Annotated in this window: 13 protein-coding genes; 11 read left to right on the top strand and 2 right to left on the bottom strand. The window is 65.6% G+C overall.

Annotated features, from left to right (window positions below; all coding sequences use genetic code 11):
* Positions 1-154 precede the first annotated feature (154 nt).
* Genes U5A52_RS03825 through U5A52_RS03835 form a run of 3 tightly spaced genes read left to right on the top strand, consistent with a single transcriptional unit; the run spans position 155 to position 4,206 of the window.
* Complete coding sequence (locus U5A52_RS03825) at positions 155-1,144, top strand: DedA family protein/thiosulfate sulfurtransferase GlpE (RefSeq protein ID WP_321933993.1); 990 nt, start codon at positions 155-157, stop codon at positions 1,142-1,144.
* Positions 1,145-1,190: 46 nt separating this feature from the next.
* Positions 1,191-2,936, top strand: a complete 1,746-nt coding sequence (locus U5A52_RS03830; protein WP_321914451.1) for an FAD-dependent oxidoreductase — start codon at positions 1,191-1,193, stop codon at positions 2,934-2,936.
* A complete protein-coding gene (locus U5A52_RS03835; RefSeq protein ID WP_321933994.1) occupies positions 2,929-4,206 on the top strand; it encodes a winged helix-turn-helix domain-containing protein in 1,278 nt (425 codons plus the stop codon). Before U5A52_RS03830 ends, U5A52_RS03835 begins: the two co-directional genes overlap by 8 nt.
* 64 nt (positions 4,207-4,270) lie before the next feature.
* Here U5A52_RS03835 and U5A52_RS03840 read toward each other — a convergent pair whose 3' ends face one another.
* Positions 4,271-4,546 carry a hypothetical protein gene (locus U5A52_RS03840; protein ID WP_321914453.1) on the bottom strand — a complete coding sequence of 92 codons (276 nt, stop codon included), beginning with the start codon at positions 4,544-4,546 and terminating at the stop codon, positions 4,271-4,273.
* A 639-nt stretch (positions 4,547-5,185) separates the two neighbouring features.
* Here U5A52_RS03840 and U5A52_RS03845 point away from each other — a divergent pair.
* Positions 5,186-5,497, top strand: coding sequence for a thioredoxin family protein (locus tag U5A52_RS03845; RefSeq protein ID WP_321933995.1), 312 nt, complete (start codon positions 5,186-5,188; stop codon positions 5,495-5,497).
* Positions 5,498-5,595: 98 nt separating this feature from the next.
* Here the strand turns inward: U5A52_RS03845 and hpaR are convergent, their stop codons facing one another.
* Positions 5,596-5,994, bottom strand: a complete 399-nt coding sequence (hpaR, locus tag U5A52_RS03850) for a homoprotocatechuate degradation operon regulator HpaR (protein ID WP_133183917.1) — start codon at positions 5,992-5,994, stop codon at positions 5,596-5,598.
* A gap of 183 nt (positions 5,995-6,177) precedes the next feature.
* Here hpaR and U5A52_RS03855 point away from each other — a divergent pair, with 183 nt between their 5' ends.
* The 7 genes from U5A52_RS03855 to hpaI are packed head-to-tail and all read left to right on the top strand — an operon-like array spanning position 6,178 to position 12,098.
* Complete coding sequence (locus U5A52_RS03855; RefSeq protein ID WP_321933996.1) at positions 6,178-6,948, top strand: fumarylacetoacetate hydrolase family protein; 771 nt, start codon at positions 6,178-6,180, stop codon at positions 6,946-6,948.
* Positions 6,945-7,700 (top strand): fumarylacetoacetate hydrolase family protein, encoded by a 756-nt coding sequence (locus U5A52_RS03860; protein ID WP_321933997.1) that lies wholly within the window; start codon positions 6,945-6,947, stop codon positions 7,698-7,700. Before U5A52_RS03855 ends, U5A52_RS03860 begins: the two co-directional genes overlap by 4 nt.
* A 34-nt stretch (positions 7,701-7,734) precedes the next feature.
* The gene (gene hpaE / locus U5A52_RS03865; protein ID WP_321933998.1) at positions 7,735-9,192 is read left to right on the top strand and encodes a 5-carboxymethyl-2-hydroxymuconate semialdehyde dehydrogenase; all 1,458 of its coding nucleotides are present in this window, start codon (positions 7,735-7,737) and stop codon (positions 9,190-9,192) included.
* Positions 9,192-10,055, top strand: coding sequence for a 3,4-dihydroxyphenylacetate 2,3-dioxygenase (hpaD, locus tag U5A52_RS03870; RefSeq protein ID WP_321914458.1), 864 nt, complete (start codon positions 9,192-9,194; stop codon positions 10,053-10,055). Before hpaE ends, hpaD begins: the two co-directional genes overlap by 1 nt.
* Before the next feature lie 15 nt (positions 10,056-10,070).
* Complete coding sequence (locus tag U5A52_RS03875) at positions 10,071-10,472, top strand: 5-carboxymethyl-2-hydroxymuconate Delta-isomerase (protein ID WP_321914459.1); 402 nt, start codon at positions 10,071-10,073, stop codon at positions 10,470-10,472.
* Positions 10,473-10,495: 23 nt separating this feature from the next.
* Positions 10,496-11,299, top strand: coding sequence for a 2-oxo-hept-4-ene-1,7-dioate hydratase (gene hpaH, locus U5A52_RS03880; RefSeq protein WP_321914477.1), 804 nt, complete (start codon positions 10,496-10,498; stop codon positions 11,297-11,299).
* A gap of 16 nt (positions 11,300-11,315) precedes the next feature.
* Entirely contained in the window at positions 11,316-12,098 is a 783-nt protein-coding gene (hpaI, locus tag U5A52_RS03885) for a 4-hydroxy-2-oxoheptanedioate aldolase (RefSeq protein WP_321933999.1), read from the top strand.
* Positions 12,099-12,109 lie beyond the last annotated feature (11 nt).

Raw genomic sequence — 12,109 nt, forward strand, 5'->3', positions numbered from 1 at the left:
CCGGCGCTTTTTTCACATGCCCGCCGCACACGGCAGGCATTCGCACGCGCTCCTACAGGGGGTCGCTTGCACGCCTACGAAATGCGTCCATAATCTTTACGTTACCCTCCTATCTTTCCCGTTCATCGCTTAAACGCGCAACGGAAGTAAGCCGATGCTACATGACCTCATCGCGCAGTACGGGCCTGCGCTGGTGTTTATCAATGTGCTCGCCGGATCGCTAGGGCTGCCCGTGCCCGCGATGCCCGCGCTCGTGTTGTTCGGCGCGATGGCGGCCATGCATCCCGGATCGATCGGCCAGCAGGTCGCGCCGGTGCTCGGGCTCGCCATCTTCGCCATGCTGATCGGCGACAGCGTGTGGTTCATGGCCGGGCGCCTCTACGGCGGCAACACGCTCAAGACGCTCTGCAAACTCTCGCTTTCGCGCGACACCTGCGTAAAAAAGACCGAACGCTTTTTCGGCCGCTGGGGCGTGCGCGTGCTCGCCATCGCCAAGTTCGTGCCGGGACTGTCGCTTGTTTCCGTGCCGTTGGCCGGCGCGATGGGCGTGCCCTACCGCCAGTTCGTCGGCTTCGACGGCATCGGCGCGGCGCTGTGGTCCGGCACCGGGCTGCTTATCGGCGTGATGTTCGCACCGCAGATCGACATGATGCTCGCCGGTGCAAGCCGCCTTGGGCGCTTTGCCGCTGTCGTGGTGGTCGTGCTGCTGTTGCTCTACGCGACCTACCGTTGGCAGCGCCGCCGGCAACTCATCAAAAAGCTCGCGAGCGCACGCATCACGGTGGAGGATCTCTTTCATGCGATGGGCGGCAAGCCGCCGCCCGTGGTGTTCGACATTCGCTCAGAAGAAAAGCGCAAGCTCGATCCATACATCATTCCGGGCGCGTTATTCGCCGACGAGCGCAAGCTCGACGAGATCGTCGGCAAATATCCGAACGACCAGAAGCTCGTGATCTATTGCTCGTGCCCCAATGAAATTTCCGCGGCCTGGATGGCGAAGAAGCTCGTCGAGGCCGGCTTTACCGATGTGGTGCCGCTCCTCGGCGGCCTCGACGCGTGGCGCGATGCAGGCCGCACGCTCGAGTCGCTCCAGCTGATGGCCCACGCCGAAGTCCCGGTCAACATCACGCCTAAAGCTGTCTGATCCGGGCGGCCCGCTCCCGAGCCGCCCGCACGAGGAGAACCGCCAGATGGGCACGATCACCGAAGCCGAGGTTCCGGAATCCGCGGAACTTCCTTCCGCGAGCCGCCACTCCGACACGCAGCCGCAACCCGCTGAAGCGCCGTTCTCGACGCTCTCCACGCGGCGCCACCAGATGTTCCCGCAGCTCACCGACGAAGAAGTCGCGCGCCTTGCCCGCTTCGGCGAGCAGCGCCACTATGCGGCGGGCGATCTGCTCTTTCGCACGGGCGAAACCGGTCCCGGCATGTTCGTGCTGCTCTCCGGTTCGGTCAAAGTGTTCCAGCGCGACGGGCTGGGCCGCGAGCGGCTCATCGTCGAACATGGGCGCGGGCATTTCCTCGCCGAAGTGGGCCAGCTTTCGGGCGGCCCGGCGCTCGTGGACGGCCTCGCGCTCGAACCCGTCGATGCGATCCTGATTCCGCCCGAGCAGTTGCGCGCGGCCATCGTCGCCGAAGCCGAGCTCGGCGAGCGCATCGTGCGCGCGCTGATCCTGCGCCGCGTCTCGCTCATCGAAAAGGGCGCGGGCGGCCCGATTCTCGTGGGCAAGCACGACGATCCCTCACTCGTTTCGCTGCAAGGCTTTCTCTCGCGCAACGGCCATCCGTATTCGGTGGTCGACGAACGCGACGAAGGCATGCTCTGTGTGGTCGAGCGTTTCGCCGCGCGCTGCGAAGACCTGCCGCTCGTGATCTGCCCCGACGGCTCGGTGCTGCGCCATCCCAGCGCGCCCGAACTGGCCACGTGTCTGGGCATCCTGCCCGAGCTCGACGGCCAGCGCGTCTACGACGTCGCCGTGGTGGGCGCGGGCCCGGCCGGTCTCGCCACCGCGGTGTACGCCGCCTCCGAGGGCCTTTCGGTGATCGTGCTCGATTCGCGCGCGCCGGGCGGCCAGGCGGGCGCAAGCTCGCGCATCGAAAACTACCTGGGCTTTCCCACCGGCATCTCGGGCCAGGCGCTCGCGGGCCGCGCGTTCGTGCAGGCGCAGAAGTTCGGCGCGCACGTGGCCATTCCGGTCACGGTGCGCAGGCTGTTCTGCGATGAGGAACCGCGCCGGCTCGAAACCTGCAGCGGCGACGTGCGCGCGCATACCGTGGTGATCGCGAGCGGCGCGGTGTACCGCAAGCCCGCGATCGAGGGCATCGACCGCTATACGGGGCGCGGGATCTATTACTGGGCCTCGCCGGTCGAGGCGAAACTCTGCAAGCACGAGAACGTCGTGCTGGTAGGCGGCGGCAATTCGGCGGGCCAGGCGATCGTCTACCTCTCCACGCATGCGCGCCAGATCGACGTGCTGATCCGCAAGACCGGATTCGAATCGACGATGTCGCGCTATCTGATCGACCGGATTGCGTCGCTCGCGAACGTGCGGGTGCACGGACGCAGCGAGATCGGCGGCCTGGGCGATGACGGCGGCACGCTCACGTCGGTGCGTTTGAAGACGCCGTGCCCGGAAGGCATCGACCATTTCGATTCGCGCCACCTGTTCCTCTTCACGGGCGCCGACCCGAACACGGGCTGGCTGCGCGAGTGCGGCGTGAAGCTCGACCCGCACGGCTTCGTGCTGACGGGCGACAACGAGTCGTGCAGCCTCGCGACTTCGGTGGAGGGCGTCTACGCAATCGGCGACGCGCGCGCGGGCTCGACCAAGCGCGTGGCCGCCGCGGTGGGCGAAGGCGCGGCCGTGGTCGCGCAGATCCATCAACGGCTCGCGGCGCTGCGGCCGGTGACGGTTGTTGCGGGCGTCCATGCGTGAGCGCGGTGCGAACGTTGCTGATATTGCAGAAGCGCCGAAGGTTGCCGACGCCGGTTCGCCACTAGTTCTGCCGCTCGCGGCGGCGCGCACGCTGCACCTCGCGGCGCAAGGGCTGCTCGCGCCGCCTCGCCGCAAGGCAACGCAGGACGACGTGCTCGACGCCATCCGCCGCATGGCGCAATTGCAGATCGACACGATCCATGTGGTCGCGCGCAGTCCTTATTTCGTGCTGTTCAGCCGCATTGGCGCGTTCGAGCCGGCCTGGCTCGACGCGCATCTCGCGCAAGGGCGCCTGTTCGAGTACTGGGCGCACGAGGCGTGTTTCCTGCCGATCGAAGACTACGGGCTAATGCGCCATCGCATGCTCGATCCTTCCGGCATGGGCTGGAAATACGCGGCCGAGTGGCACGACCAATACCGCGAGGAAATCGATGCGCTGCTCGAACGCATTCGCGCCGATGGCGCCGTGCGTTCCGCCGACTTTGCACGCGCCGAGGGCGACAAGGGCAACGGCTGGTGGGACTGGAAGCCGGAGAAGCGGCATCTGGAAGTGCTGTTCGCAACCGGCGCGCTGATGGTGGCCCAGCGGCACAACTTCCAGCGCGTGTACGACGTGGCCGAGCGCGTGTTGCCAAACTGGAACGACGCGCGCGATCTGCCGCCGCGCGCCGAAGCGGAGCGCGAACTGCTCTTGCGCTCCTGCCGCGCGCTCGGCGTGATCCGTGCGGACTGGGCCGCCGATTACTTCCGCCTGCCGCGCCGCCCGTATGCCGAAGCGCTGCATGCGCTCGCCGACGCGGGCGAGTTGCTGCCGGTGCGCGTGGAAGGCTGGAAGCACGACGCGTTCGTGCATCGCGAGCACGCCCCGCTCATCGACGACGCGGCGAGCGGCAAGCTCGCCTCCACCGTCACGTCCCTGCTCTCGCCTTTCGACCCGGTCGTGTGGGACCGCAAGCGCGCGCTGGCGCTATTCGACTTCGACTACGCCATGGAATGCTACGTGCCGGCTGCGAAGCGCAGGTACGGTTACTTCGTACTGCCGATCTTGAACCGCGGACGGCTTATCGGGCGTGTCGACGCCAAGGCGCATCGGGGGCAACAGGTGTTCGAGGTGAAGTCGCTGCATCTGGAGCCCGGCGTGCGCGCGAGTGGCCGTCTGGTGGCCGACTTGCGCCGGGCGCTGCAACGTTGCGCGGACTGGCACGGCACGCCGGAACTGCGCATCGGCGCCGCGCCGGACGGCCTTGCGGCCGCCCTGCTGGCTGTGTGAGCGTACGGCTGCCGGATTGGCGAAAGCTGGTTGGCAACAGCGCAGCCGCACGCGTTGGGAAAGACTAGTGCTCCAGCTTGGCGCGCAGTTCGCGCGCCGCCTCCAGCAAACCTTCGTAGCCCGAACGCGCGTGTTGCGGCAGGTCGGGGTCGCCCACCAGCGCACCCAGCGTTTCAACGAGACTGAAGACGAGGCCCTTGGCCGCGCCCGCCGCGATCTTGCCGGATTTCACGCCTTCGTCGACGTGACTGAGGGCGGCGTTCAGACTCTCCAGATCCGGTTGCGATGAACCCTCGCCAGGCTTTTGAGCGTCCTGCTTTTGCGTGTCGTCGCTCGTCATGATGAAGTCGATCTCCCTTGGTGAGCAGTAGTCAAAAGAATCCCGCACTTTTTAATGTTATATACCCATCGGGTGCGGGCGTCCATTCGACGGCCGGCAGCGCGAGAGGCAACGCCAAGTGTGCTCCCGAATCTTCTCACCTTTGCCGCCGGCGCGCAGTGGCCTCGGGCGCGGCGGCTTGTCGCTTCGCGACGCGTAGCGGTGAGAAAACGCCCTGAAATCAGCGCTAATGTGGATTTCGCGCGATGGATTGGCGGGTGCCACGGCTCGCTTCAGACGTTCGCGAGGCGCGCGCTTCGGCCTCTCCCGCAAACGCTCACCTTTGCGCTTCGAAGCGTGGGTTCAAGCGGCTTCGAGTGCGGCGCTCGATCCACTTTCGCTCACCGCATCGCATGCCGGTTTTGTGTTTTTCCCTTGTTTTCAAGGCAGATTTGCTCGCGACGGCCCGAGCCTCACGCTCGCGCAATGCGTCGCAAGGTGCGTGAACCGGTGCAAACCTGCTCACTCCCGAAAAGCCTCACCTATCGGTTGAATGTCGGCGCGAACCTCAGCGTCGGCGTCGAAGCGAGGCCTGAACGAAGCGGAGCAATGCGGTATCGTATGTCGATGTCTGCAGATGCCAATGCGAGGAATCACACGATGAGCTACGCAACGAACGCGCCCGCCCGCAAGGAAATCGACTCGCTCGGCGGGGGCGCCGTCGTCGAATTCGGCACCGACTGGTGCGGCTATTGCCAGGGCGCGCAACCGCTGATCGGCGCGGCGTTCGAGCGCAATCCACAGGTGCGCCGCCTGAAAGTGGAAGATGGACCGGGCCGCGCGCTAGGCCGCTCGTTTCGCGTGAAGCTCTGGCCCACGCTCATCTTCCTGCGCGACGGCGTGGAGGTCGCGCGCGTGGTGCGTCCGCAAAACGCCGCCGAACTCGACGAGGCATTCGCTTCGCTCGCCTAGTCTCGCGAGGCTGCCAAACACGGTCCGAACGATCCGCGCGGACCGCTCCCGAAAAACCTCACCTTTACGCGCGAGCCCGCTGAAGGCGCTCGCCGTACTCACTCCTCGAGCCCGGCGAGCAGATCGTCGATCGCGCGATACACGCGCTCGACCACCTCCGGTCCCACCTCCGCCTCGAGTGCCTTGTACCGCGCCTCCAGTTCTTTGGAAATCGCTTTCACGAGCTGATGGCTTTTCTTCGTGAGCGAGACGAGCACGCGCCGCTGGTCGTCGGCGAAACGCTCCTTCGTCACGAGACCGAGCGCCTCCATGCGCGCCAGCACGCCAGCCATGCTCGGGCTGGATATCGTGCACAGGTCGGAAATCTGCCGCGGTTCGAGCGGTCCGCTTTCGTTGAGCGCGCGTATCACGCGCCATTGCTGCTCGGTGAGGCCGTGCGACGTGATGAGCGGGCGAAAGCGCTCCATCATCTTTTCGCGCGCGCGCAACAGCAGCATGGGCAGGTTGCGGTGCGCAACGCGAGTGGTCGGACGCGAGGTATCGGACATGGCGGTTTCAACAAAACAAGGAACGGGGCGCCCCAGGGGAAACCCGAAAAAATCTCATCGACGATTGACGACGGATCATAGCAAGCGCACCATCACTCACATATTAGTGTTTCTGTGAAGCGAATCCAAGCCATGTTTTCCGTTGCCGATCACCTGCTGCACGTCGAAGGCGAGGCGCTGCCGCGCGACGTTGGCGCCGAAGCCGTGCGCGCGTTGCTCGCCACGGGCGCGCGCTGCCGGCCGCCTGTGAGCGGCGCTGTCTACGGCACGCTGCTCAACGACCGCCACGCGCTCGAAGCGCTCGGCGACGCCGTGAACGCGCCCCCCTATAAAGCGCCGCCGCGCGCGCCCATTCTCTATCTGAAGCCGCGCAATACCCACGCCGGGCATCGTGCGCGCGTGGCCGTGCCGGGCAGCGAAGGCGTGCAAGTGGGCGCGTCGCTCGGCATCGTGATTGGACGCACCGCCACACGCGTCGCCGTGCATGAAGCGTTCGATTACATTGCGGGTTATACGCTCGTGGCCGACCTGAGCGTGCCGCATGCGAGCGTCTATCGTCCTTCGGTGCGGTTTCGAGCGCGCGACAACTTCTGCGTGATCGGCCCTGCCGTGGTCGCGCGCCGTCATGTGGCCGATCCCGATCAGCTTGTCATTGCCGTGAACGTAGAAGGCGGCGCCACCTTCAGTGCGACTACGGCTACGAACGTTCGAGGCGTCGCCCAGTTGCTCGCCGACGTCACCGACTTCATGACGCTCGCCCCTGGCGACGTCGTCACGCTCGGCGTGCCACATGGTGCGCCCGTGGTTCAGTCCGGTGCGCGCGCAACCATCGTCATGGGTGACTGGGCGCCGCTCATAATCGAATTCGTCGCGGCAGGCGTGGCGCCGGGAGAACAGCCATGATGCGCGGACGCGTTGCCTACGCAGGCGCGATACACGAAGCCACGCCCGAAGGCGGCCGCGTGCGGCTCGCCGACGGTCGCGTGCGCGAGGAGCATGAAGTTGTGTGGCTCGCGCCGTTCGAGCCCGGCACGATCTTCGCGCTCGGCCTCAATTACGCGGAACACGCGAAGGAACTGCAGTTCTCGAAGCAGGAGGAGCCGCTCGTGTTTCTCAAGGGGCCGGGCAGCGTGATCGGCCATCGCGGCACCACGCGCCGCCCCGCCGACGTCACGTTCATGCACTACGAGTGCGAGCTTGCCGTCGTGATTGGCCGCACGGCGCAGAACGTAAAACGCGAGGAAGCCACGCAGTACGTTGCCGGCTATACGATCGCGAACGACTACGCGATCCGCGACTATCTGGAGAACTACTACCGCCCGAACCTGCGCGTGAAGAACCGCGACGGCGGCACGGTGCTTGGGCCCTGGTTCGTCGATGCGAGCGACATCGCCGACGTCAACGCGCTCGGCCTGCGCACCTACGTGAACGGCGAACTCAAGCAGAACGGCAACACACGCGATTTCGTCACCGGCATCGCGGAACTCATCGAGTATTTGAGCGGGTTCATGACGCTCGCGCCCGGCGACGTCATTCTGACCGGCACGCCCGAAGGCGTCGTCAACGTGAATGCAGGCGACGAAGTGGTGTGCGAGATCGACGGCCTGGGCCGTCTGGTCAATACCATTGCAAGCGATGCCGAGTACGGGCGCTGATCCGGCAACGAATCGAATACTGGACTGATTAGACATGCGAATCGAACATCTGATTAACGGCCGCGCGCACGCAGGGCGCGACTATTTCGAAACCGTGAATCCGGCGAACCAGGACGTGCTCGCGGAAGTGGCGCGTGGCGGCGCAGAGGAAGTCGACCTCGCCGTGCGCGCGGCGAAAGACGCCTTTCCCGCGTGGGCCGCGAAGCCCGCCGCCGAGCGCGCGAAGGCCATTCGCAGGCTCGGTGAGCTGATCGCGAAGAACGTGCCGGAGATCGCACAAGCCGAAACGAAGGACACGGGCCAGACCATTTCGCAAACGGGCAAGCAGCTGGTGCCGCGCGCAGCCGACAACTTCAGCTACTTCGCCGAAGTCTGCACCGCCGTGGACGGCCACACGTATCCCACGTCCACGCACCTGAACTACACGCTGTTTCATCCCGTGGGCGTATGCGCGCTCATCTCGCCCTGGAACGTGCCGTTCATGACCGCCACGTGGAAGGTCGCGCCTTGCCTCGCATTCGGCAACACGGCCGTGCTGAAGATGAGCGAGCTGTCACCGCTCACGGCCTCGATGCTTGGCCAGCTCGCACTCGACGCGGGCATTCCGGCAGGCGTGCTCAATATCGTGCACGGCTATGGCAAGGAAGCGGGCGAGCCGCTCGTCGCGCATCCCGACGTGCGCGCGGTGTCGTTCACGGGCTCCACAGCTACGGGCAACCGCATCGTGCAGGCTGCGGGCCTCAAGAAGTTTTCGATGGAACTGGGCGGCAAGTCGCCGTTCGTGATCTTCGACGACGCCGATTTCGAACGCGCGCTCGACGCCGCCGTGTTCATGATCTTCTCGAACAACGGCGAGCGCTGCACAGCCGGCTCGCGCATTCTCGTGCAGCGCTCGATCTACGCGACGTTCGCGCAGCGCTTCATCGAGCGCGCGAAGCGCATCACCGTGGGCGATCCGCTCGACGAGAAAACCATCGTCGGCCCGATGATCAGCCAGGGCCATCTCGCGAAGGTGCGCAGCTATATCGAACTCGGACCGAAGGAAGGCGCCACGCTCGCGTGCGGCGGCCTCGACGCGCCCGCGCTGCCCGATGCAGTCAAGAACGGAAACTTCCTTCAACCTACCGTATTCGTCGATGTCGACAACCGCATGCGCATCGCACAGGAGGAAATCTTCGGACCGGTCGCGTGCCTGATTCCCTTCGAAGACGAAGCCGACGCGATCCGTCTTTCCAACGACATCGCCTACGGCCTCTCCAGCTACGTGTGGACCGAGAATACGGGTCGCGCATTGCGCGTGGCGGCCGCCGTCGAAGCGGGCATGTGCTTCGTGAACAGCCAGAACGTGCGCGACCTGCGCCAGCCGTTCGGCGGCACGAAGGCTTCGGGCGTGGGCCGCGAAGGCGGCACGTGGAGCTACGAAGTGTTCCTCGAGCCGAAGAACGTGTGTGTGTCGCTGGGCTCGCATCACATTCCGCACTGGGGCGTGTAATGGGCAAACTCGCGCTCGCCGCGAAGGTCACGCACGTGCCTTCGCTGTACCTTTCCGAACTGGACGGCCCGCACAAGGGTTGCCGTCAGGCCGCCATCGATGGTCACCATGAGATCGGCCGGCGCTGCCGCGAGCTGGGCGTGGACACGATCGTCGTGTTCGATGTGCACTGGCTCGTGAACAGCGAGTATCACATCAACTGTGCGCCGCGCTTTGAAGGCGTCTACACGAGCAACGAGCTGCCGCATTTCATCAAGAACATGCCGTACGCGTACCCCGGCAATCCGCAGCTTGGTCACCTGATCGCCGATGTCGCGAACGAAATGGGTGTGAAAACGCGCGCACATAGCGAAACGACGCTCGACCTCGAATACGGCACGCTCGTGCCCATGCGCTACATGAACGGCGACCAGCATTTCCGCACCGTTTCGGTGGCGGGCTGGTGCATGTGGCATGACCTCGCCATGAGCGCGCGCTTCGGACTCGCCGTACGCCGCGCGATCGAGGAGCGCTACGACGGCACGGTGGCGATACTCGCAAGCGGGTCGCTGAGCCACCACTTCGCCAACAACGGCACCGCCGAGCAATTCATGCACAAGGTCTGGGACCCGTTCCTCGAAACGACCGATCGAAACGTTGTGGCGATGTGGGAGCGCGGCGACTGGAAAACCTTCTGCGACATGCTGCCGATGTACAACGAAAAGTGTTGGGGCGAAGGCGGCATGCACGACACGGCCATGCTGCTCGGGGCGCTTGGCTGGGACCGCTACGAAGGCCGCGCGGAAGTCGTCACGCCATATTTCGGCAGCTCGGGCACCGGGCAGATCAACGCGATCCTGCCCGTCACGCCCTTGCCGGTCTGAACAACGGAGCAAGCGATGCCCCATCTCACGCTCGAATACAGCGCCAATCTCGCCGACGCGAGCAACATCGGTCAGCTCTGCGAAACGCTAGCCCATGTGCTCGACGCTCAACGCGACGAAACCGGCGCACGCGTCTACCCGCGTGGCGGTATTCGCACGCGCGCGCTGCGTTGCGAACAGTACTTCGTTGCCGATGGCAATCCCGGGAATGCCTTCCTGCATGGCTGCCTGAAGATCGGTGCGGGCCGCTCGCAAGCCGTGCGGCGGGCGACCGGCGAGGCGCTCTTCGAAGCGATCAAGCAGCACTTCGCACAAGCCTTCGCTTCGCACGGCCTCGCGCTTTCGCTTGAAATCGTCGAGTTCAGCGAGGAAGGCGCGTGGAAGCACAACAACCTGCACGCCCGGCTCAAAACCTGAGCTCACGCGCACCGGAATTCATGATGCTAGATCAGCAAACCATCCGCGAGCTGGCCGCGCAGCTCGACGAAGCGGAACGCACGCGCACGCAGTTGCGGCATTTTTCGCGCTCGCATCCGGACATGACGATCGACGACGGCTACGCAATCCAGCGCGAGTGGGTCAAACTCAAGCTCGCGGCGGGCCACACGATCAAGGGCCGCAAGATCGGCCTCACGTCGCGCGCCATGCAGCGCTCGTCGCAGATCGACGAGCCCGACTACGCACCGCTGCTCGACAGCATGTTCATCGCCGCAGGCAGCGATATTCGCGCGGACCGTTTCATCGCGCCGCGTGTGGAGGTGGAACTGGCGTTCGTATTGAGCCGGCCGCTGCAAGGACCCGACGTCACGCTCTTCGACGTGCTCGACGCGACGGCCTATGTCACACCGGCCATCGAGATCATCGACGCGCGCATCGAGCAGTTCGACCGCGACACCCGGGCGCCGCGCAAGGTGTTCGACACGATATCCGACTTTGCGGCCAACGCGGGCGTCGTGCTGGGCGGCCGCCCGGTCAGGCCGCTCGACGTGGACCTGCGCTGGGTCGGCGCGCTGCTCTACAAGAACGGCGCCGTGGAGGAAAGCGGTCTCGCGGCAGCGGTGCTCAACCATCCGGCCACGGGCGTCGCCTGGCTTGCCAACAAGATCGCGCGTCACGATGAGCGTCTCGAAGCCGGCGACGTGATTCTGAGCGGCTCATTCACGGCCCCGATTCCCGCCCGCGCGGGCGATACGTTTCATGCCGATTACGGCCCGCTCGGCGGCATCGGCTTCAGTTTCGTCTGATCAGGATTCCATAGCAATGTCCACACCCGCCAACCCTTTCAAGCGTGCGCTCGCGCAGGGCAGCACGCAAATCGGCCTGTGGGCTGCGCTGGCCGACTCGTACGTGACCGAGCTGCTCGCGAACACGGGTTTCGACTGGCTCTTGATCGACGGCGAGCACGCGCCCAACGATCTGCGCAGCACGCTCGCGCAACTCCAGGCCGTCGCCCCGTACTCGACGCACCCGATCGTGCGGCCGGTACGCAACGACGCCGCCATCATCAAGCAACTGCTCGACATCGGTACGCAAACGCTGCTCGTGCCGATGATCGAGAACGCCGACGAGGCACGCGCCGCCGTGGCCGCGACGCGCTATCCGCCGCACGGCGTGCGCGGCGTAGGCAGCGCGCTTGCGCGCGCTTCGCGCTGGAACGGTTCCGCCGACTATCTGCATCACGCTGCTGAGGAACTGTGCGTACTGGTCCAGGCGGAGACGGCAAGCGCGCTCGCGCAGCTCGAGACAATCGCGAACGTGGAAGGCGTGGACGGCGTGTTCTTCGGCCCGGCTGACCTCAGCGCTTCGATGGGCCTGCTCGGCCAGCCAGGCTCGCCACAGGTGCGCGAAGCAATCGGCAAGGGTATCCGCACCGTGCGCGCGCAAGGCAAGGGCGCGGGCGTGCTCGCGGCCGATCCAGCCATTGCGAACGAATATCTCGAAGCGGGTGCGACGTTCGTTGCCGTGGGCAGCGACGTGTCGTTGCTTGCGCGCAGCGCGAGTGAACTAGCCGCGAAATTCCGCCGGCCTGCGGCGCGCGGCTAGCGCGCTTCATT

Origin of the sequence: Paraburkholderia sp. J8-2 (assembly GCF_905220195.1) — a bacterium.
Lineage (GTDB): Bacteria > Pseudomonadota > Gammaproteobacteria > Burkholderiales > Burkholderiaceae > Paraburkholderia.